Genomic DNA, 22630 nt, shown 5'->3' with positions numbered 1-22630 from the left:
ATATTCTATTTTTTCATACGCTGTTGATGATAAGTTTGAGCCCTCTAAGTCATTTTAAACGGAGGGAAGACTATGCTTCCAAAGAGAACGGGGTTTGCGATACTTGCCGCCTATATGCTCACAGCTTTCACATTTTCCGCAAATGCGGCGGATAACGCGACAGCAGATGTATACGAGCTGGACACAGTGGTCGTCACGGCGGAAAAAAGAGGAAGAGATATTAAGGAAGTTCCATCTGCCGTATCATCCTTAAGCGGGGAAGAGGTTGATGAATACGGGCTGCGCACTCTTGCGGATGTTATGAGCATGACACCGAATCTCTATGTAACTCAGACGGGCGAATCAATCACAACATTTGCCACTATGAGAGGGATTACCGGTTCCATGAATCAGATTCCGTCTGTCGGCTTTTATGTTGATGACGTTTATCATCCCAATCTGGATGTGAGTTTTTATGATGTTGAGCGCATCGAGATTCTCAAAGGACCGCAGGGGACGCTTTACGGCAGAAACTCCGAGGCAGGGGTCATAAACATAGTTACGAAGCAGCCGTCCGACACATGGGCAGGCAGAGCGGGCATAGACATAAGCAGCTTCAATACTTATGAGACCAAGGCGTCAATCAGCGGACCCGTTGTCAGTGACAGACTGTTCATAAAAGCCGCTGCGAGATATGCGGAAACCGATGGTTACTTTGAAAGCGTAAACGGTGAGGATGACCTTGGCAAAACAGAGAAAAAGGACGGTAAATTCAGCCTCGGATATAAATCAGGAAATGAGTTCTCCGCGGATTTAAGTTACGGGTTTCAGCGCTATGACGGTGATAAATATGCCAACTTTGCTCCTTTACACGGTGGCAGCATGCGTAAAAATATAAACGTAAACGAAGACGGCGAAACATACAATGATTTCGATATGCTCTCCCTGCGCGGCGAATATTCGGCAGGTGATGTGAAGCTGGTATCCGTCACGGCTTACAGCAGAAGCGAGTCTATGTTTATGAATGATACGGACTTCACGCCCATTGACATGATCTCCATTGACGTTGAGAAAGATATAAACTCCTTTTCACAGGAGTTTCGACTGATGTCCGATAACGCGGACGGGAAACTGAACTGGATAGCCGGACTGTTCCTCCTTTCTGAGAAGGATGAGCGCAGATACAACACATGGATGAACTTCATGAATATGGGCATGGGTGTTCCGGGAGAAAACCTGAGGCAGAACAGCGAGACGGAAACAACCGGTATAGCCGTGTTCGGTGAAGCAGGGTATGAGTTCGGCAGCAGGCTGGAAGTTACCGCGGGACTGAGATACGACAGCGAGAAAAAAGAGTTCGGCTATAATCAAACCCCTTCCGGTTCTGTTCTTCCTATGATGGGCTACGGAAGTATATCAGGCTCAGAAGAGGAGACATACGGCGCATGGCTGCCGAAGCTTTCCGTGAAATACCGCTTCACGGGTGAACTGCTCACTTACGCCAGCATCTCAAGAGGCTTCAGGAGCGGAGGCTTCAACGAAAAGGAAAACATGGGTTCATCATTTGATCCTGAATATACATGGAACTATGAGCTTGGACTGAAGTCTTCATGGCTTGATCGCAGGCTGAATTTCAACGCCGCTGTGTTCCATATTGACTGGAAGGATATGCAGGTGGAGATAGCCGACGCGAGCGGAACATCCGTGTATATGGAGAATGCCGCGGAAGCCGAAAGCACCGGAGCGGAGGTGGAAATATCCGCCATGCCTCTTTCCGGTCTTGTGGTAAACGCCGGCGCAGGTTACACCTACGCTGAATACAAGGACTACACTAAAGGAGATGAGGATTTCAGCGGCAACAGAGTCATCGACTCACCGCTTTATACGGCGAATTTCGGCGCAGCATACCGCTTCGGCGGCGGGTTTTACGCTAATACAAATTACAGCTACTTCGGCAAAGTATACTTTGACCCCGCAAACTCCGAGGAACAGAAGAGCTACGGAGTGTTAAACGCTAAGATAGGTTATCAGGGAAGCCGCTATGACATTTACCTCTACGGCAGAAATCTTCTTGATGAGGAGTACGCTGTGCGCGCCTTTGAAGTGAATGATGTTTGGTACGGCAGAGCAGGCGAACCAAGGGTTATAGGGGTAGCGGTTGCCGGAAGGTTTTAATGGAAAACAGAAAAAAATTCTTAGCCCTTGCGTGCCTCTATACGGCACAGCTTATTCCCGGACACTTTGCGACAAACGCTCTTCCGGTAATCATGCGCAATGAGGGTTTTTCGCTTCGGAGCATAGGCTTTGCCGGAATGATAAGCATGCCTTGGGCTCTGAAGTTCCTTTGGTCGCCGGTGGTGGACAGGTGGGGCAGGGGAAAAAACCATTACCGCAAGTGGATTTTCGTCATGCAGATTCTCTTTGCCTCTGCCACTCTTGCCTCAGCGTTCTTTTCTCTGAACGAAAATTTTATGACAGTTATCATGCTGATGACCTTGTCATACTTTTTCGCGTCCACTCAGGACATAGCGGTTGACGCCTACGCAGTGAAGATGCTCGAACCTGCGGAAAGAGGTGTGGGCAACGGAATTCAGGCGGGCGGAAATATGCTGGGTGTTGTGCTTGGCTCAAGTCTGGCTCTGATTCTCTATATCCGCACATCGTGGGGAACAACTCTTGTTACGCTTTTTATTGTTACCATGCTGCTTTCTGCCCCTCTGATTTTTTCGGGTGAAGAGAAATCACCGGATCCGGTGAGAGCCGCCTCATACCGGGATATTGTGAGTTTCTTCAGGATCAGCGGAATAAAAAGGCTTATACCTGTGATGCTCCTTGCTTTCGGAGGGGTGTTCAGCGCCATGACGATGATTAAACCTCTGATGATTGATCAGGGCTATTCATGGAACTTCATTTCTGCTGCCATAGGGCTTTATCCACTGGCAGGGGTTCCTGCTGCGCTGACGGCTGGCTTTGCGGTGAAAAAATACGGACGCAGAAAAGTAATGCTCGCCAGCAGTGCCTTTCAGATATTCGCGTGCCTTATGCTTGTTCCTGTTGCCTCCGGAAATGGAGGAATATATCTCATTCAAGTGGCAATGTGTGTGGTGTTTATATCCTTTTCTCTGCTGCTCACCGTGTTCAACACCATCGCGATGGATTTTGCCCGTAAGGGGCGCGAGGGGACAGACTTTACTATGTTTATGTCTGTGACCTTCTTCGGCGGGATGTTTATAGCAGGCATAAGCGGAGCTGTTGCCCAGTATTTCGGATATGTGATTTTATTTCTTCTGTGCTCATTTATATGTCTGCTTGTGTATCTGTTGCTGGAGAATCTTTTCCACAACGGGCGCATAGCAGACACAGAAGAGTGTGAGTCCGGATGTCCGGACGGGGTACAATGATGGAGAGAACGGATAATATATCCGGCATAAAGCGGCTTCTAGAAATAGCGGGAACGAAAAAGAAATTTCTCATAGCTTCCATGCTTCTGAGTGTTACAGCAACTGCGTTACAGTTTGTTCCGGTTACCGCTGTGTATTTCATAATAAGCGAACTGGCGGAAAACGCCTCAGATATACATAAGGCGGATGTCTCATGGCTCTACCGTCTGGGCTTCATAAGTCTCGGAGCCGTGGGGATCGCAGGCATCATGCTGTATGCGGCTTTCATGTGCTCGCATATTGCGGCGTTCAATATTCTTTATGAGCTTAGGGTAAAGCTGTCCGAAAAATTGACCAAGCTTTCCATGGGTTTTTTCACCAACAGAACAACAGGCGGCATAAAGAAGATAATGACAGAGGATGTGGAGCGCATCGAACTCTTCGTGGCGCACCATATACCGGATATAACAGGTGCTGTGGTGTTCCCTGTGTTCACCGCTTTATATCTTTTTTTTACGGACTGGCGCATGGCTCTTGCGTTGTTTATTCCTCTTGGTGCCGCCTTGTATATTCAGACTCGGATGTTCTCATCTAATGACCTGTACAGAGAGTTTAATCTTGCTCTTGAGAATATGAACTCTGCCGTTGCCGAATATGTGAAGGGAATGCCCGTTGTGAAAGTGTTTAATGCGGATGCTGAATCGTTTGAATCGCTTAAAAAAAGCGTTTACTCATTCCGTGATTTGGCGTTCAGGATAACGAAGCAGTATGCGCTGATTTATCCGGCGTTTCTCACTGTTCTGTCCGCTCCGCTGTTGTTTCTTATTCCTGCCGCCGGATACTTCGGGCTGAATACGGAGGATTACACGGCATATGCGCCAAAAATATTTCTTTTTCTTATCCTCGGCAGCGGAATGTTTTTTCCGTTTCTTAAGCTGATTTTCATGGTGAACAACCTGCGTCAGATAACCGTTGGGCTTGAGCGTGTGGACGGGGTGCTGAACATGGAGGAAATGCGTGAACCTTCTGTGCCTGCCGTTCCTGACGATTCATCGGTTGAGTTTGCGGATGTCACTTTCTCTTATGGGAATGAGTCGGTACTGAAAGATGTTTCCTTCCGTGTGGAGGCGGGGAGTGTTACTGCCATAGTGGGTCCATCCGGTGCGGGGAAATCAACTGTAGGGATGCTCGCGGCAAGATTCTGGGACATACAGGACGGAGAGATAAAAATTGGCGGGGTGAACATTAAGGATATGAGTACGGAGATTTTGATGAATCACGTGTCATTCGTGTTTCAAGAGAACTTTCTTTTCTTTGATACCATTGAGGAAAATATCCGCATGGGGAACACTGACGCTGCAATGGATGATGTTGTAAATGCTGCGAAAGCTGCCTGCTGCCATGAGTTTATTGAGAATCTTCCCGATGGTTACGCAACTCTTGTCGGTGAGGGGGGAACGTATCTCTCCGGCGGTGAGCAGCAGAGAGTGGCGATAGCCAGAGCGATTCTGAAAAATTCCCCCGTGCTGATTCTTGACGAGGCAACAGCATATGCCGACCCTGACAACGAAGGGAGGATTCTTGAGGCATTTTCAAAACTTATAAAGGATAAAACCGTGCTTGTTATAGCACACAGGCTCTCGACCGTCCGCAATGCCGGACAGATCATAGTCATGGACAGGGGAAGAATCACTGAAAGAGGAATACACGAAGAACTGGTATCCGCCGACGGACTGTATGCGAAAATGTGGAGGACATATTCTTATATGCGTGAATGGAAGATCGACGTGAAAAAAGGGGGCAGAAGATGAGCTTTATATCCACGCTCAGTACGGCAGGAGCGGGAAATCCCGAAAAGCTCGCTCCGGTTTTCCTGTGGACACTTGCAGAATATGCTTTCAGAGGCGTACCTTACGGAATACTTCTGGCGGCTGTGCTTGAGTTTTATAAGCCTCTTGCCGAACCTTCGTTAACTCTTGACACCCGTCAGCTCGGCATAATCTGGATAGCTCTCGCAGCGGCTGTCGCAGTGCAGTATTTCATAAGCAGAAAAGCGTATTTCTCTGTGAATCTCGGCAGTTACGGTATTGGGGCGGAGGGGCGTATAACCATAGCAGAAAAGCTCCGCAGGCTCCCTATGGGTTTTTTCAACAGCCGTGATCAGGGAAGCATAGGAGCTTATCTGATCTCTGACTACGCTAACGTGGAGCACATGATCAGCCATCTGCTCACGCAGATAGCAGGTGCTGTGATAATGCCTGTTGTACTGCTTGTTTTCCTCGCCTTTCAGAACTGGCAGCTCGCTCTCGCGGGCGCTGCGGTTATTCCTCTGGCTCTGCCTGCTTATATGATTGCAAAAAGAATAGTTATATCCGTGGGTGTAAAACATCACAAAGCAAAAACAGCGGCATCATCACGCATGCTTGAATATTTGGCGGGTATCAGGTTCATAAAGTCCTTCGGTCTCACCGGAGTGCGTTTTGAGCGTCTGGAAAAGGCTTTTAGGGAACTGAAAAGGCTCAGCATAAAGATAGAGGCGTCCGCAGGTCCGACGGCTGTTGTCAGTACAATTATCCTCAACGCCGGGCTGACTGTAATTATAGTTGCTGGGCTGGCTTTTCTTCTGACGGGCAGGATTGATATTCCGGTATACATAACATTCCTGATTCTCGGTTCCAGAGCATTTGAACCGCTGATTCAGGCATTCATATATGTTAATGAGACGCACTATTACAATTTAAGCGTGAAAAGGGTAACCAAGCTCCTTGACGAACCTGTTCAAACCGGAGGCGGCGCGCCGAAGCCTGAGCGGTTTGATATTGAGTTCAGAAATGTTTCATTCAGCTACAATGAAACTTACGTGCTTGAGAATATAAGCCTGAAACTGCCTGAACAGAGTTTTACAGCGGTTGTAGGCACTTCCGGCTCGGGGAAAACCACTCTTACTAGGCTGATTGCCCGTTTCTGGGATACATGCGCGGGTGAGGTACTTCTCGGCGGATGTGACGTGAGAGAGTATAAGCCGGAGGATCTGCTTTCCTGCGTTTCCATGGTTTTTCAGGATGTTTATCTGTTTGATGACACTGTTTACAATAACATAGCAATAGGAAACAGGACTGCTTCAGAGTCGGAAGTTAAAGAAGCGGCGGAGAAAGCGGGTTGTGCCGAGTTCATTGAAAGGTTACCGGATAAGTACGGCTCTTTTGTGGGCGAAGGCGGTTCAAGGCTTTCAGGAGGGGAAAAGCAGAGGCTTTCCATAGCAAGAGCCATACTGAAAAATGCTCCGGTTATTCTTCTGGATGAGGCGACTGCCTCCCTTGACCCTGAAAATGAAAAGCATATTCAGGCGGCTGTGAATGAGCTTGTGAAAAATAAGACTGTACTTGTCATAGCCCACAGGTTGAACACCGTTGTGAACGCTGACAAAATAGTTGTTATGGACAGAGGGCGCATAGCGGAAGAAGGAGCGCATTCCGAACTGCTTGAGAGCGGCGGACTGTACAGACGCCTCTGGGACGAACAGCAGAGGATAAAAGACTGGATGTTCTGACCATATTTTTTTCTGTCGGCTGTTTGAGTGAATAACATCGGAACAGAGCATTTGCCGCGTATTCTTTCATCCAAACAATATTGCTTTGCCTATGTTCCGGCTGAATTAAATGTAGCAGTTGATTTTCCTTTTTAAAGAGCCTATTCTCAAATTTCATTAATGATTTAAATGAAAAGGTATTTTTATGAACAAAGGTGTTGTCTTTATTATTGCTGCTGCGGTTCTCTGGGGAACTACAGGCACAGCGCAGTTTTTTGCCCCCGAAGGGGCTTCCCCTATGACGGTCGGGGCATTCAGATTACTCGTCGGCGGAACAGGGCTTCTTCTGTTCGCTGTTTCTTCCGGCTGCTTCAAAGGAGGCGCGCCGTGGAACAAGTTTTATGTGCTTATAGGCGCCCTAGCAGTGGCGGCGTATCAGGTTACTTTCTTTACAGGTGTTAAGCTTACCGGTGTCGCTGTGGGTACGATAGTCGCCATAGGTTCCGCTCCGGTGAGTGCCGGACTTCTGGGTTATTTCATTCTGCATGAAAAAATTATGATGAGATGGTATATTTCCTCTGCTCTTGCGATTCTTGGCTGTACGCTTCTTGCGCTTTCAGGCGGGGAGGATATTCAGATCAGTATACCGGGTATAATATGCGCTTTCGGAGCGGGATTTTCCTATGCTCTTTACGCACTGCTCACCAAGATGCTTATGAGAGACCACAATGGAACAGCCGCTGTGGGGCTTATTTTCTTTTTTGGCGCTGTGTTGCTTTCCCCCGTACTGCTTGTTTCAGAGGCGAGCTGGATAATGAGCTGGCAGGGCGCGGCGGTTGCCGTTCACCTCGGACTGATTACAACGACAGTATCTTATTTCTTTTTCGCGAAAGGGCTGCGAACCGTCTCTGTCTCCAGCACAGCCACCCTGTCTCTGGCTGAACCGCTTACTGCGACTATTCTCGGGATATTTATTGTGGGCGAAAGGATCAACTTCATGGTGGGCATAGGCATAATCTGCCTGTTTATGGGTATAGCGATTCTGATAATGAAGAGCAGGGCGTAAGGCATAAAAAAAACCTCCCGTTCAAGGGAGGTTCCGGTTCTTTGTTTTATAGAGCAAACCTTCTCTTCACACGGCGCATTCCCGTGATGGGGGCTGTACTAATGCTGGTGTTCAGTCCTTCTTATTATCTCTTCCTGCAACTCGTCGGTGATGTCCACGAAGTAGTCGGAGTAGCCTGCGACCCTTACGATGAGATCTCTGTAGTTTTCAGGTTTGGTCTGAGCTTCTCTGAGGATTTTTTCATCCATAACATTGAACTGTATATGGTGTCCGTCCATGCGGAAGTATGAGCGAACCAGTCTGCATACATTATCTATGCCTTCCTCAGTGTGCATAAACTCTTTCGCGAATCTTTGGTTCAGGAGCGTGCCGCCTGTGCGCAGGTGGTCGATTTTCGATGCGGATTTGATAACGGCAGTAGGACCGTGTCTGTCCGCGCCCTGAACAGGGGATATGCCTTCTGAGAGAGGTATCCCTTTTTTACGTCCGTCCGGCAGGGCGCCGATAACACTGCCGAAATACACGTGAGAGGTGGTGGGCAGAAGGTTGATTCTATGCACGCCGCCCCTTGTGTTCGGTCTGCCGTTAACGGATTTGAAGAATATCTCGAAAACCATACGCATGAGATCGTCTGCGTAGTCATTGTCGTTGCCGTATTTCGGCGTATTCTCAAGCAGCAGCGCGCGCAGCTCATCGTATCCTTCAAAATCTGCGTCCAGAGCCTTTTTCATGCCTTCAAGGCTGATTATCTGCTGATCGTAGACATTGTATTTCAGTGACGCGAGGGAGTCCGTAACGGAGCCGAGACCCACGCCCTGAATATAGGTGGTGTTATATCTGGTGCCGCCGTCGTTGTAGTCCTTGCCGTTTTTGATGCAGTCCTCCGTGAGGATAGAGAGAAAGGGCACGGGTATGAACTCGGCGAAGAGGCGCTCGATAACTATATTGCCTCTTATCTTAATATCTATAAAATAGTTAAGCTGTTTTTTGTAAGCTTCCGTCAGTTCTTCAAACGATTTGAAGTCTGCGGGAATATCCAGCCCGATCTGCTTCTGCGTATACTTGTCATGTCCGCCGTAGATGGTGAGCTCAAGTATTTTGGACAGGTTGAAGTAGCCTGAGAGGATGTAGGCTTCCGTTCCGAACGCGCCTGATTCAACGCAGCCGGAGGCTCCGCCGTTTCTGGCGTCTACTATATCTTTGCCTTGGCGCATAAGCTCCTGAATAATTGCGTCTGTGTTGAAAATGGAAGGCTGACCGAAGCCTGTTTTAACTATATGCAGAGCTCTTTTCAGGAACCTGTCCGGTGTTTTTTTGGAGATCTGTACCATTGAGCTGGGCTGAAGGAGCCTCATCTCTTCAATAACATCAAGCAGAACGTACGAAAGCTCGTTAACTCCGTCGGAGCCGTCCTCCTTAACGCCGCCGAGATTGATAAGGGCGAAGTCTGTATAGGTATTTGATTCCTTAGCCGTTACGCCCACTTTGGGAGGAGCGGGGTGGTTGTTGAACTTTATCCAGAATGAGTGAAGAAGCTCCTTTGCGCCTTCCTCGGTGATCTTGCCTGACTCAATATCAGCTTTGTAGAAAGGATAAAGGTGCTGGTCAAGCCTGCCGGGGTTGAAGGCGTCCCAAGGGTTTGTTTCAGTGATTACGCCTATGTGAACGAACCAGTAAAGCTGCAATGCTTCCCAGAAGCTTTCCGGAGCACTGCCGGGCACTTTGGAGCAGATAACGCTCATCTCCTGAAGCTCAAGCTTGCGTTTGGGGTCTTTTTCCTTGTCCGCAAGTTCTTTCAGCGCCTGTGCGTTACGCTCTGCGAAGTTTATCATGGCATCAGCCGCTATGAGCATAGCCTTAAGCTCTTCATTTTTATCAAAGGCTTCGGGGTCATTGTAGAAGTCGAGCTTTTGCATCGCCTGACGCACTTCATCTTTCAGCCCGTTAAGCCCTGTTCTGAATATTTTTTTGCCGAGAACCGTATGCCCGGGTGCTCTCTGCTCCTGAAACTCGGTGAAGACACCGGCTTCATAGGCTTTCAGCCATTCATCCGTCATATGTTCAAGCACTTTTTCCCTGTGGGACTTGCCGAACCAGAAAGGGAAAACTATTTCTTCGTGGAGTTTTCTGTTTTTTTCGTCCACTTTGAAGGAAACCTTCGGTCTTGAGTGGAGAATGTCGAAGTCCTCTTTGGAATGGATGCAGACCTCAGGGTAAGTCGGAGTGGCTTTTGGCTCGGGACCTCTTTCGCCGACAATGAGTTCGCCGTTCTGAAAGTAAAGTTCCTTGTTAGCCATTATGTAATAGAAGGCTTTTGCCCGCTGTACAGGAACAGACAGACCGTCCGCCTCGCCGCTCTTAAAGAACTCGGTTAACAAAACGCCCCTTTCGGATGATACCGTGGGCACTGCGTCTAGGCTCTCTTTACGGAGTCTTTTAATCCTGTCAGTCATATGCTTAGCCTCCTGTTTTGGTCTTAATGCCGTATCCGTTGAAGAAATCGGCAATTCTCTGCATATACTCGTCAGACGGCTTCTCTACGCCGTCCATAAGGTATTCCTGCCCCAGTCTGCGGTATTTATCCTTTCCGATCTTATGATAGGGAAGGAGATCCGCGGGGACTCCGGGAAACTGTGCCGCAAACTCTGCGACTTTTTTAAGGTTGTCCTCCGTATCCGTGACGGAGGGGATAACGGGAAACCTCAGCCTCACTTCCGCGCCGCTTTCATATATGACACGGAAGTTTTCCAGAATCTGTCTGTTAGGCACGCCGCAGTATTTTTTGTGCAGCTCTTCGTCCATGAGCTTTATGTCATAAAGAAATATGTCTGTCAGGGGTATGGATTTCTCCAGTATGCTTCTGTTCACATAGCCGGATGTATCCACGCAGGTTTTTATCCCTTTTTCCTTACAGCTTTTCAGAAGTGCCAGCAGAAACTCATGCTGAACAAAAACCTCACCGCCGGAAAAAGTTACTCCGCCGCCCGATTCCTCATAGAAGAGAATGTCTTTCTCAATCTCCTCCATAACTTCTCTGACGGTCATCTCCCTGCCCACGGTTTCCATGCTTTCCAGAACTTTTCCGCCGAGCCGGAGTTCCTTCTTTATTTTCTCAATGGCAAATCCCTTGCTTTCCGGGTTGTGACACCATATGCAGGAGAGGGGGCAGCCTTTGAGGAAAACTGTGGTACGTATGCCCGGACCGTCATGGACAGCGTATTTCTTTATGTCAAACACTATACCTTTTATTATACACCTCAAAAGAGACTAAAACAATCTTAAATAAATTGTTTTTTACTTTTTCTTGCCGAGATACGCTTCCTGAACCTTGGGGTCGTTGAGCAGGTCTGTCGCGGAGCCCGCAATAGTCACCTTGCCCACATCAAGAACATAGCCTCTGTCAGCGAGTTTGAGAGCGGCTTTGGCATTCTGCTCCACAAGGAGGACTGTAACGCCGCTTTTTGAAATCTCTTTGATGGCGGTGAAGATCATTTTGACAAGGATAGGCGCTATGCCGAGTGAGGGCTCATCCAGAAGGAGGAGCTGAGGCTTCGCCATAAGGGCTCTGGATATGGCGAGCATCTGCTGCTCACCGCCGGAGAGAGTTCCCGCAAGCTGTTTGCGTCTTTCCAGAAGCCGGGGGAAGAGGGCGTATATCCAGTCCAGAGTGTCTTTATCTATGCTTTTTTTAACGAAAGCGCCTATTTTTATATTCTCTTCCACTGTGAGCGTTCCGAAAACCTGCCGCCCTTCGGGGGAGTGTGAAACTCCTTCCCTCACTATTTTGTGAGCGGGCATTTTTGCAAGGTCAACATCTTTATAGAGAATATGCCCTGCCTTCGGTTTTATGAGACCGCTTATGGTGCGGAGCGTAGTTGATTTTCCGGCGCCGTTTGCGCCGAGAACGGAGACTATCTCCCCCTTGTTTACCTCAAAGCTGATCCCTTTGATAGCCTGAATGCTGCCGTAATTGACGAAGAGGTCTTTAACTTCCAAGAGTTTCTCTGCCATGTCAGTTTTCCTCCTCCTCATCATCCTCGCTGCCGAGATATGCTTCAATAACCACTGGGTCGCTCTGTATGTATTCAGGGTCTCCTTCGCTGATTTTTTTGCCGAAGTTTATCACTGTAATCTTGTTTACAAGCTGCATAACCATGTCCATGTCATGCTCAATCAGAAGAACAGTTATTCCTGAATCTTTAATTCTCTTAATAAGCTCCATGAGCTCAAAGGTTTCCTTCTCGTTGAGCCCCGCTGCGGGCTCATCAAGGATAAGGAGTTCCGGCTCAGTGGCAAGGGCTCTGCCTATCTCAACCCGTCTCTGTATGCCGTAGGCAAGGGACTGGGTGGGGATTGTGGCGTATTCGGAAAGCCCCATGAGCTTCATGATGTCTTTCACCTTCAGCCAGTTTTCCTTTTCGTCCTTTTTGTAGAAGGGGGTACTGAAGAGTCCCTGAAACCATGTCTGTTTGGATTTCTGATGGCGTCCGGAGATAATGTTCTCCGCTACGCTCATCTTGCCGAACAGGCGGATGTTCTGGAATGTGCGGACAATGCCCTTGCCCGCTATGTCACAGGGGTGCATTCCCGCTATGTTTTCACCTTTCCAGATAATTTCACCTTCTTCAGGCTTATATATCCCCGTGATGCAGTTGAACGCCGTGGTTTTGCCGGCGCCGTTGGGTCCTATGATTCCGTATATATCACCCTCGTTTACGCTGAAGGAGAGTTTATCCATGGCGACAACGCCGCCGAAAACTTTTGTAACGCTCTTAAGCTCAAGCAGACTCATGCCTAATCCTCCGTTACATATTTCGGCAGTTTGCCGTATTTAGCGGGGAACATGCCTTCCGGACGGAGAATCATGGAGACAACCATAGCCAGACCGAAAACAAAATATCTTGCGGTAGCAAACTCCCTGAATATTTCGGGAAGAACGAACATGATGAACGTACCCGCCAGAATACCGGGGATAGATGCCTTGCCGCCCACGAGAACGATGGCAAAGAAGATTACCGATGTCATGAAGTTGAATGCTTCGGGACTCACGGCAGCGTATTGTATTGAGAACACGAAACCGGCGAGACCTGCAAGCGCAGCACCGAGAGCAAAGGAGAAGACCCTGTAGAACCGTGTGCTTATGCCTAAGCTTTCCGCGGCTATGGGATCTTCCTGAATATAGTGCAGGGCTCTGCCCACCTTGCTTTTCTCAAGGTTTCTGATCATAAGAAGAGTGAACAGCAGAAGGAAGAAGGCTATGTAGTATATTGTGAGACCGTCGTCCAGATAAAAACCGAATACTGTGGCGTCCAGCCCGAATATTCCGTTGGGACCGCCTGTGAGCCCGAACAGGTCGTTTTTAAGAGCCTGTTCAAACACTATGTTCATGCCGATCGTCGCAACAAGGAGATAATCCCCCCTGAGATGGACTATGGGTGTTGAGAGTATTATCGCGAAAAGAGCCGGTATTATTACAACAAGAGGAAGAGCCCAGAGAATATTCAGTCCGAAATGGACATTCAGAACAGCCGTTATGTACGCTCCCATCCCGAAGAAGAGGGCGTGCCCCATGTCAAACATTCCCGCGCGTCCGAGAACTATGTCCAGACTGAGTGCCACCACAGAGTAAATGCAGAAGGTTGTCACAACCGTGAGCCATCTGGGGTCATTTACCACAGGGAAAAGAGCCAGAAAGGCAAAAAGTACCGCGTATCCTATAAATGCTTTGTTTTTCATTACACCTTCTCCGCTACGCGCTCACCGAGAATACCTGTGGGGCGTACGATAAGTATCAGTATAAGCAGGATGAAGGTGAACGCCTCCGCCCATGAGGATGAAACATAACCGGCTATAAGGGCGGTGAACAGCCCGAGCATATAGCCGCCGACCATCGAACCGGGGATGTTGCCGATTCCGCCGAGGATTGCCGCTATGAATGCGTTAAGACCGTAGATCCATCCGAGGTTGAAGCTTATTCCTCTGTAGTACATTCCTATGAAAAGACCTCCGACGGAGCCGAGAACCGCGCCGACTACGAAGATGATCATTATTATCATGTTGACGTTTATGCCCATCAGTTTTGCCACGTCCTGATTTATGGCGCTGGCTCTGATGGCTGTTCCCATTTTGGTGTAGTTGATAAAAAGAGTGAGGGAAACCATGAGAACGAGAGTGATTATTATCATTGCCGCCTGAACGAAGGTTATGCTTATGCCGTATACTGTCCAGCTCGCAGCAGGAAGAATGTCAGAGGGAAAGATCGTGATGTTGGGACCCCAGATAAGCATGATCCCGTTCTGGATCATCATTGAGGCTCCGAGAGCGGAAACAACCGCCGAAAGTCTCGGTGCTGTGCGCAGGGGGCGGTAGGCAACCCTTTCCACCAGCAATGCCACAGCAGCGGCGACAAGCGCCGTCAGCACGAATACCATAATAACAACCATAGACTGAGGCATAACGCCCATGCCTATAAGCTGAGTGTAAAACATCAGACCTATATAGGCGGATAAGGCAACAAGATCACCGTGTGCAAAGTTGATGAGCTTCATAACCCCGTAAACCATTGTATAGCCGAGGGCTACCAGCGCATAAATGCTGCCGATGATCAAACCGTTGACTACCTGTTGAAGAAATATATCCATACGCTTTTCCTTAATATTTCGTCATTCTAAGTATAGGGAAGCGAGTCTCTTTCCTTTACCTAGAAAGATGAAACCCCCTATGGGAATAATGAGTAAAAAGGGGCGGCGGACTGCGCCGCCCCTGAGTATTGTAAATGAGTGTTATTTTTTGGGGTATGCAACTTCGTAGCTGCCGTCAGCTTTGATGTTGTAAACCATGAACGTGGAACCTACACGTTCGCCGTTTTTGTCCCATTTAAGCTTGCCGGAAAAACCGTCAAGCTCGTTTGCGTGAAGCCAGTCTGACATTTTTTTAGTGTCAGTTGACTGTGTTTTTTCAATAGCAGTGAGGAACGCAAACATACCGTCAGCATTCAGCAGAGCCCATATGGAGGGGATCTCTTTACCGTATTTGGCGTTGTAGGCAGCGAGGAATTTTTTTGCGCTGTCATAGGGAAGCATGTCGGGAGTGGGAACGTTAACGATTTTCGCGTCTTTTGCCGCCGCGCCTGCAAGCTTAACAAAGTCAACGTTGTCGTTCGCGTCGCCGCCTATGAATTCAGCGTTGATACCGAGCTGTTTCTGCTGAGCGCGGATGAGACCGCCGTCTGCATAGTAGCCTGCGAAGTAAATTACATCAGGGTTAAGAGATTTCATGCTTGTGAGAACAGGCGTGAAGTTCTGGCTGTTTGCTTTGATTTTGCCTGAGTACACAATATTGCCGTTTACCTTTTTAACTTCAGCGGTAACAGCGTCAGCAAGCCCCTGTGCATAGCTTGAGTGGTCAGAAAGGATTGCTATGCGTTTGAATTTTGCAGCGTTTACCATGTAGTCGGCTGTGAACGCCGCGTTGGCTGAGTTGGGGTTGGAGTTTCTGAAGAATGTCCAGTAGCCGTTTTTGGTAAGAGAGTCGCTTGTTCCGTCAGTTGTCTGAAGAACGCCGGCACGGAAATAAGTTCTCTGAGCAGCTTCAGCAGCGCTTGAAGTGTAGGAACCGATAATCATGATAACGCCTTTTTCAACAAGTTCTTTGGCGCAGATAGCCGCTTTCATCGCCTGAGCTTCATCATCGCATGTGAAAACTTCAAGCTTTTTGCCAAGCAGTCCGCCTTTGGCGTTGTACTGCTCCGCAAGAAGTCTTGCAGCGTTGTCAATACCTTGTCCTTCGTTGGCGTATTCGCCTGTGATAGGCGCCTGTACCCCGATTTTGATAGTGTCAGCAGCAAACGCTCCAACAGCGAAAAATGCGCTCACCATCAGCATAAGTGACAGACTAAACAGTTTTTTCATAGCTTCCTCCTGCTAGTTAGTGTTGTATTCTATCAATGATCATTGATTAGAATATCATTTCACAAAAACTCCTTTTCTAAAAGCCTGACCTGAATAAATTACTCCGCTTCCATATGAGGATAGCCTATAGCCAGCGGCGGCACAAAGGTTTCTTTTACCGTGCGGGTATTTACCCAGCGGACAAGGTTCAGGTAGCTGCCTGCCTTATCGTTTGTGCCCGATCCTCTGCCGCCTCCGAAAGGCTGCTGTCCGACAACTGCCCCTGTGGGCTTGTCGTTTATGTAGAAGTTGCCAGCCGCGTCCTCAAGCAGCTCGAAAGCTGTGATGATCGCGTTTCTGCATCCGGCGAAGATTGAGCCTGTGAGGGCGTATTCGTTGCCCGAGTTGCAGAGTTTCAGGTATTCCTCATATTTTTCATCTTCATAGAAGGTAACAGTCAGAACGGGTCCGAAGATTTCTTCTCTGAAGGTTTTGAATTCAAGGTTCTGTGTGGTGATTACAGTGGGTTCAATGAACCAGCCTTTTGAGCTGTCATAGCCGCCGCCGATAACAATTTCCGCGTCTTTTGCCTGTTTGGCGTAGTCAATGTACGCTATGATAGACTCATACGCACGTTTTGAGACGACTGCGGTCATGAAGTTTCTGAAATCCATGGGGGAGCCCATCTTGATTTCGCCGACAAGCTCTTTAACCTTTTTGAGGTAAGCTTCCCTCATGCCGAAAGGTACATAAGCTCTTGAAGCCGCAGAACATTTCTGTCCCTGATACTCAAAAGCGCCTCTTACTGAGGCAACAGCCAGTGCGTCAACATCTGCTGATTTGTGAGCGAAGATGAAGTCCTTGCCGCCCGTTTCGCCGACAATTCTCGGGTATGACTTGTATTTGTAGATGTTTTTGCCGATTGTTTCCCAGATATTTTTGAAAACGCCTGTGCTTCCTGTGAAGTGGATGCCGCCGAAATCGGGGCTGGAGAAGGTTGCCGCTGATATGTCTTTCGCATCGGAGGGTACATAGTTTACCACACCGTCCGGCAGTCCCGCTTCCTTAAAGATCTTCATAAGAAGATTTGGGACATAGGCTGCGTCACCTGACGGTTTCCAGAGAACCACGTTGCCCATCATCGCAGGAGCGAGGGGGAGGTTGCCTGAAATAGCCGTGAAGTTGAAAGGAGTTACAGCGAGAATGAAGCCTTCAAGAGGACGGTACTGGAGAGAGTTCCATACGCCCTTGGAGTTATGGAGAGGCTGTTCCGCATATATCTGCTGCATGAAGTAAACATTGAAACGGAGAAAGTCTATCAGTTCGCAGGCGGAGTCGATTTCAGCCTGAACGGCGGTTTTGCCTATAGAGAGCATAGTTGCGGCGTTCATCTGCGCGCGGTATTTCGTGGAGATCAGCTCTGCGACTTTAAGAAAGATGCCGGCTCTGTGATACCAAGGCATTTTGCCCCATGCTTCTCTGGCTGTCATGGCGGCGTCTATTGCCTGCTGAATTTCGGGCTGACCCGCTTTGTGATATTTACCGAGTTTGATTGAGTGATCAAAAGGGGCTGTTATTTCGACAGTATTGCCTGTCTTTACTTCTTTGCCGCCGATAACGACGGGTATTTCTATGTATTTCTCAGAAAGTTCTTTCAGGGCGGCTTTGAGCTCTTTCTTCTCTTTGCTGCCTTCACGGTATTCAAATATCGGCTCGTTCTGGGGGAATGGTACGTTAAATACGCTGTTATTCATTCTTTACTCCTTATATTTTATTTAACTGTTTATCTTCCGCAGGTGAGAAAGCCCTTGATAGCCGAACCGACTATTGCGGGGTTTTCTTTCAGTCTGCGGATGCTGTACGGCAGCCAGTCTTCTCCGAAAGGAGTGTAAATGCGGAGTCTGTGTCCTTCCGCAAGAAGTCTCTTACGAAGCTCAGAACGCACTCCGAGAAGCATCTGGAATTCGTACTCATGTTTTTCAAGCTTATACTTTTTGATGAGCTCCATAGCGCCGTTTATAAGAACATCATCGTGTGTGGCTATGCCCACATACGCCTTCTTCTGAAAAAGCAGCTCAAGGCACTCAAGGAAATTTTCCTGAACCTTCTTTCTGTTGTTGTAGGCTATTTCGTCGGGTTCCTTGTAGATGCCTTTGCAGAGACGGATATTCGCCTGTTCGGTTGATGCGGTAATGTGCTTTATATCGTCCTGTGTGCGTTTAAGGCACGCCTGAAGAACTGTTCCGCAGCTTTTAGGCATTTCCTTGCTGAGTGTGAGGTAAAGGTCGATGGTGTAGTCTGTGTAGGGGTGGTTTTCCATGTCTATGCGGACAAAGATCCCTTTGCCGTACGCATAGTTTATGACTTCCGTCATATACTTGGTGGATGTTTCCTGATTAAGGAGTATCCCGAATGCTGTGGGTTTGATGGATATGTTGGTATCGAGGTTTTTTGTCTTGATGTTGTCAAGAACAAGCTTGTACATTTCGACAGTTTGTTTGGCCTTATTAATGTCGTCCGTAAACTCGCCAAGCAAATCAATAGTTCCCATTGCGCCTTCGCTGTTGAGAGCTTGGGTCATGCTGAAGGCGTCTTCGGGGGTAGCCCCGGCAACGTACCTTTTCGCAAAAAAACCGACAAACGCTTTCGGCATGTAAGGCATGGAATTCGCGATCAATGTGTTAAACATTTCCTTCTCCGATTTTAAAAAGTCGGCGGAGTGTTGACCCATAGGAGTACGGTCTCACCGTCATAAGTGTTTCTCCATCTATGTGGAATGTTGGAGTTGTATACAGCGCTGTCGCCCGCATTAAGCACCATTGTCTTTTTATCGAGCGTTATCTCCACCTGACCGTGAAGCACGTATACAAACTCCTCCCCAACATGCAAATTGTAGTCGTTTCCGCTGTATGCCCCTTTTTCAAGTATATGGTACAGCGGCTCCAGAACAGAGTTGGCTCCCTTGGGTTTAAGAGATTCGTAAACAACTCTGGACGCCTTGGAAGTTAACTTAACCCGTTCATTTTTCCGAACAACGACAGAGTCTTTTTCTCCTTCGGCTACGTCAAAGAAAGAGGTTATCGTCACTCCTAACGCCTCGGATATTTTACGAAGACTGGCAACGGTGGGTGAAACAAGGTTCCGCTCAACCTGTGAAAGGAAAGATATACTGCATCCGCTGACTTTCGCCATATCGCGGAGAGACATTTTACGCTCATGTCTCAGATCTTTTACTTTCTTGCCGAAGTCCAAAATATACCTCTTTTATATTTCACTATGCTGTTCATTATACTGAACATTAATGAGATGTCAATGGATTTGGATGGCTCCGAAGTTCACTGCGAAGGTGTAAGTAATGACCTATTGTAATTGTAATACTTATTACAAAGTACATCTTTTTCTGTTTGGAAGATAACAAATGATTTCCCTGAAGGTGTTTTATATTATAAAAAAAGGATAGGGTATATTGAGCAAATGCCGCTTTTCTCAAAGTTTTTCGTGTTAACAATGATAAAAAGTTTTGAACATTTTATCAGTAGTGAAAAATTAAACACATGCTTTTCCAAAACGCTGTTTATTGTAGGCAAGCTTACAAAGAGCCGAATGCCGGCTGAAAAAGAATGTTCAGAAGATTTTAAAAAAAAATTCAGTTTCTTTGTTTTTTATAGGAAACATAAATGAAAAATAAGATGGCTTGGGGCTGGCTTATTCTGCCCCTTTTTTTTATCTAAAAAATAACATCAGCATTATCAATGCCATATATAATGAATTGAAAAAAGGGTTTTTCTGATGATTCCAATATTTTCTGTTTTACGCTAGTATTTTCTGATATTAAATGTTCAGTTCACTGCCGCACAGGCAGCTTAGAAATTTAGCATTTTTTATAGTTTGACTAGCAAATAGTTCACTGCCGCACAGGCAGCTTAGAAATTATAAAACTATTAAAATTAATGGAGCAGAAGGTTCACTGCCGCACAGGCAGCTTAGAAAAGTTTCCAAGGCACGGTCGTTGATGAAATAAAGTTCACTGCCGCACAGGCAGCTTAGAAAATAATTTCATCACGCCCCGCATTCGAGAAAAAGTTCACTGCCGCACAGGCAGCTTAGAAATTAACAGCGTAATCCTTATCACACATTAAAGCGTTCACTGCCGCACAGGCAGCTTAGAAATATTCCACCAGTTCTTGATTTTAGAATTTCATGTTCACTGCCGCACAGGCAGCTTAGAAATTTTGGAAGTTTTACATTTTCATGTCTATATTGTTCACTGCCGCACAGGCAGCTTAGAAACATTCCGATGACGGATGTGCGATAACTTCGATGTTCACTGCCGCACAGGCAGCTTAGAAATATAATATGATCACCAGTTGATGAAACTTCATGTTCACTGCCGCACAGGCAGCTTAGAAAGTAATCCTCTGCAAGACAACGGAGATAGTCTTGTTCACTGCCGCACAGGCAGCTTAGAAACTGATCTGGTTTTTCTCCAGTCCGGAATAATCGTTCACTGCCGCACAGGCAGCTTAGAAATGCAGAACCATCGGAAACGAAGATGATTGACCGTTCACTGCCGCACAGGCAGCTTAGAAATACCTAAAGCCCCTCCCCCACCTTAAAAAGGGGTTCACTGCCGCACAGGCAGCTTAGAAAATAAATAGAGAAGCCAAAAAGGGTATAAGGGTGTTCACTGCCGCACAGGCAGCTTAGAAACCTAGCAAAAAAAATCAGCGCAATGGGCAGCTGTTCACTGCCGCACAGGCAGCTTAGAAAAATTACGAATCCCCGCAATTTTGACGGCAGTAGGTTCACTGCCGCACAGGCAGCTTAGAAAGATATGCAAACGTGCCGAAGCGCCTTTGGTTTGTTCACTGCCGCACAGGCAGCTTAGAAAACGCTCGGCGGGCGTGTGGCGCGCCGTACGCTGTTCACTGCCGCACAGGCAGCTTAGAAAGCAGTCGAACCAGTCAAAACCGTGAGCTTGTCGTTCACTGCCGCACAGGCAGCTTAGAAATGAACACTTCACAAAAAGCTGCCCGCTGTCGTGTTCACTGCCGCACAGGCAGCTTAGAAAGCTCATGCGCCCCGTGAGGTCAGCGAGTATCAGTTCACTGCCGCACAGGCAGCTTAGAAATGTCAGCCTCAGCCTGTTTCAGTGTGGTAATCGTTCACTGCCGCACAGGCAGCTTAGAAATGAGAGCAAAGGAGACTCCTTCCCCACTACCCGTTCACTGCCGCACAGGCAGCTTAGAAATCTCTAAGTATGTCCCTGATGTTCCTCGGAACGTTCACTGCCGCACAGGCAGCTTAGAAAGCCAGATTCAAGGTTGACGAAGATCAGGCACAGTTCACTGCCGCACAGGCAGCTTAGAAAATTCAAAAGCCGGGTGCGATCTCGGTCTGGCTGTTCACTGCCGCACAGGCAGCTTAGAAATTTCAGCCATGCGGCGGAGCGCTGTTCATAACGTTCACTGCCGCACAGGCAGCTTAGAAAAATGGTAAGCCTTTCCTCTAATAGTATTTTCTGTTCACTGCCGCACAGGCAGCTTAGAAATTAGCCTGTCTCTTCAGCAGCGGGCGGCAATTGTTCACTGCCGCACAGGCAGCTTAGAAATTGTGATTTATCTTGCATTACAGACGATTTTCGTTCACTGCCGCACAGGCAGCTTAGAAATCATCTCGCCATTCCGCATCAATGACAAAAAAGTTCACTGCCGCACAGGCAGCTTAGAAAAATATAAATGATAGACCGCACGAAAAATGATCGTTCACTGCCGCACAGGCAGCTTAGAAATTTTGCCTTATCTTCTTCTTCTTCTTCCGGTTCACTGCCGCACAGGCAGCTTAGAAATGTCAAGCTTAAGAGCCTTTTTCTAGCTGAAAGTTCACTGCCGCACAGGCAGCTTAGAAAGGAATAATCTTCGGCTGAAAACTCAGATACTTGTTCACTGCCGCACAGGCAGCTTAGAAATTAAGCTGTTTTCCTGCCACTTTTCCCCCTGTGTTCACTGCCGCACAGGCAGCTTAGAAAATCGACCCCACATTTCGGCTACAGCGCAGATCGTTCACTGCCGCACAGGCAGCTTAGAAAGCAATGCGGGCATTCATAAGAGACGACACCGTGTTCACTGCCGCACAGGCAGCTATTTCTACACCCAGTTTTCGAGTTTCAGTTTTTTTATTCTCTCAAATTCCTTTGTGTTATTTGTTACCAAAGTTGCATTAATTGAAACTGCATGGGCGGCTATGAGCATATCCATTGAACCTATGACATTTCCATTTTTTTCAAGTTCGGCTCGTATTTCTCCATAAGCCGCCGCCGCTGCATTGTCAAAATCCAAAATCTCAAGCGGCGCCACAAACAGTGCTAGGGCGTCCCTGTTTTTATGAATGTTCTGGCTTTTACTTACACCGTATTCAAGTTCAGCAAGGGTTATAACGGAAATGCCGATTGAACCCAGAGGAAATGATTGAAACTTATCAACAATTTCCATAGGCTTCTGTCTGATGATATAAATGCAGATGTTCGTATCCAGCATGTACATTAAAAGACCTCTCTTTCCTGAATCTCAGGCTGGTTTCTCTCGTTCATAAATGAGCCGTCAAACATATCAAGAGAGAGCCTGAAATTTTCCCAGACATCGCCTTCTGACACCAGAATGATCATGTTGCCTATTTTCTTTATACGAACTTTGTCAACATCAAAACTGTATTCCTTTGGAAGCCGCACAGCCTGACTGTTTCCGCTTTTAAAAACCTTTGCATAGCTCATGGCGCACCTCATGTATAT

General features: G+C 47.6%; 17 protein-coding genes and 1 CRISPR repeat array. Of the genes, 5 read left to right on the top strand and 12 right to left on the bottom strand.

The features are described 5' to 3' along the window. The first annotated feature begins 72 nt into the window (after positions 1-72). The 5 genes from EP073_RS08890 to EP073_RS08870 all read left to right on the top strand — a co-directional run bounded on the left by EP073_RS08890 (position 73) and on the right by EP073_RS08870 (position 7954). Positions 73-2154 (top strand): TonB-dependent receptor, encoded by a 2082-nt coding sequence (locus EP073_RS08890; protein WP_128466798.1) that lies wholly within the window; start codon positions 73-75, stop codon positions 2152-2154. Beyond that, positions 2154-3380 (top strand): MFS transporter, encoded by a 1227-nt coding sequence (locus tag EP073_RS08885; protein WP_128466797.1) that lies wholly within the window; start codon positions 2154-2156, stop codon positions 3378-3380. Before EP073_RS08890 ends, EP073_RS08885 begins: the two co-directional genes overlap by 1 nt. Further along, positions 3377-5170 (top strand): ABC transporter ATP-binding protein, encoded by a 1794-nt coding sequence (locus EP073_RS08880; RefSeq protein WP_206617456.1) that lies wholly within the window; start codon positions 3377-3379, stop codon positions 5168-5170. Before EP073_RS08885 ends, EP073_RS08880 begins: the two co-directional genes overlap by 4 nt. After that, a complete protein-coding gene (locus EP073_RS08875) occupies positions 5167-6909 on the top strand; it encodes an ABC transporter ATP-binding protein (RefSeq protein ID WP_128466796.1) in 1743 nt (580 codons plus the stop codon). The genes EP073_RS08880 and EP073_RS08875 overlap by 4 nt, the downstream gene beginning before the upstream one ends. Positions 6910-7093: 184 nt before the next feature. Next, on the top strand, positions 7094-7954 hold the full coding sequence (locus EP073_RS08870) for a DMT family transporter (RefSeq protein WP_128466795.1): 861 nt from the start codon (positions 7094-7096) through the stop codon (positions 7952-7954). A gap of 98 nt (positions 7955-8052) precedes the next feature. On the opposite strand, the gene hypD is transcribed toward EP073_RS08870, so the two are convergent. The 12 genes from hypD to EP073_RS08810 all read right to left on the bottom strand — a co-directional run bounded on the left by hypD (position 8053) and on the right by EP073_RS08810 (position 22612). Further along, entirely contained in the window at positions 8053-10407 is a 2355-nt protein-coding gene (gene hypD / locus EP073_RS08865; RefSeq protein ID WP_128466794.1) for a trans-4-hydroxy-L-proline dehydratase, read from the bottom strand. A gap of 4 nt (positions 10408-10411) precedes the next feature. Next, positions 10412-11191: a glycyl-radical enzyme activating protein gene (locus tag EP073_RS08860; protein ID WP_206617455.1), complete on the bottom strand. Its 780-nt coding sequence runs from the start codon at positions 11189-11191 to the stop codon at positions 10412-10414. A 57-nt stretch (positions 11192-11248) separates the two neighbouring features. Then, complete coding sequence (locus EP073_RS08855; protein WP_128466793.1) at positions 11249-11965, bottom strand: ABC transporter ATP-binding protein; 717 nt, start codon at positions 11963-11965, stop codon at positions 11249-11251. Between the two features lies 1 nt (position 11966). After that, positions 11967-12746, bottom strand: coding sequence for an ABC transporter ATP-binding protein (locus EP073_RS08850; RefSeq protein ID WP_128466792.1), 780 nt, complete (start codon positions 12744-12746; stop codon positions 11967-11969). Between the two features lie 2 nt (positions 12747-12748). Next, positions 12749-13690, bottom strand: a complete 942-nt coding sequence (locus tag EP073_RS08845) for a branched-chain amino acid ABC transporter permease (RefSeq protein WP_128466791.1) — start codon at positions 13688-13690, stop codon at positions 12749-12751. Then, positions 13690-14595 carry a branched-chain amino acid ABC transporter permease gene (locus EP073_RS08840; protein ID WP_128466790.1) on the bottom strand — a complete coding sequence of 302 codons (906 nt, stop codon included), beginning with the start codon at positions 14593-14595 and terminating at the stop codon, positions 13690-13692. Before EP073_RS08840 ends, EP073_RS08845 begins: the two co-directional genes overlap by 1 nt. Positions 14596-14736: 141 nt before the next feature. Beyond that, a complete protein-coding gene (locus EP073_RS08835; RefSeq protein ID WP_128466789.1) occupies positions 14737-15864 on the bottom strand; it encodes a branched-chain amino acid ABC transporter substrate-binding protein in 1128 nt (375 codons plus the stop codon). Between the two features lie 98 nt (positions 15865-15962). Then, on the bottom strand, positions 15963-17597 hold the full coding sequence (gene pruA / locus EP073_RS08830; protein ID WP_128466788.1) for an L-glutamate gamma-semialdehyde dehydrogenase: 1635 nt from the start codon (positions 17595-17597) through the stop codon (positions 15963-15965). Positions 17598-17626: 29 nt separating this feature from the next. Further along, on the bottom strand, positions 17627-18532 hold the full coding sequence (locus EP073_RS08825; RefSeq protein ID WP_128466787.1) for a proline dehydrogenase family protein: 906 nt from the start codon (positions 18530-18532) through the stop codon (positions 17627-17629). 14 nt (positions 18533-18546) lie between these two features. Continuing rightward, a complete protein-coding gene (locus EP073_RS08820) occupies positions 18547-19095 on the bottom strand; it encodes a helix-turn-helix domain-containing protein (RefSeq protein ID WP_128466786.1) in 549 nt (182 codons plus the stop codon). Between the two features lie 590 nt (positions 19096-19685). Continuing rightward, a CRISPR array of direct repeats spans positions 19686-21931; the repeat unit is 28 nt; unit sequence GTTCACTGCCGCACAGGCAGCTTAGAAA. A 58-nt stretch (positions 21932-21989) separates the two neighbouring features. Beyond that, positions 21990-22385 carry a type II toxin-antitoxin system tRNA(fMet)-specific endonuclease VapC gene (vapC, locus tag EP073_RS08815; RefSeq protein WP_430654677.1) on the bottom strand — a complete coding sequence of 132 codons (396 nt, stop codon included), beginning with the start codon at positions 22383-22385 and terminating at the stop codon, positions 21990-21992. Beyond that, entirely contained in the window at positions 22385-22612 is a 228-nt protein-coding gene (locus EP073_RS08810; protein ID WP_128466785.1) for an antitoxin, read from the bottom strand. The genes vapC and EP073_RS08810 overlap by 1 nt, the downstream gene beginning before the upstream one ends. Positions 22613-22630: the final 18 nt, after the last annotated feature.

This window comes from Geovibrio thiophilus (assembly GCF_004087915.1).
GTDB classification, from domain to species: Bacteria; Chrysiogenota; Deferribacteres; order Deferribacterales; family Geovibrionaceae; genus Geovibrio; species Geovibrio thiophilus.
This window is presented reverse-complemented; position numbering and strand designations above follow the sequence as displayed.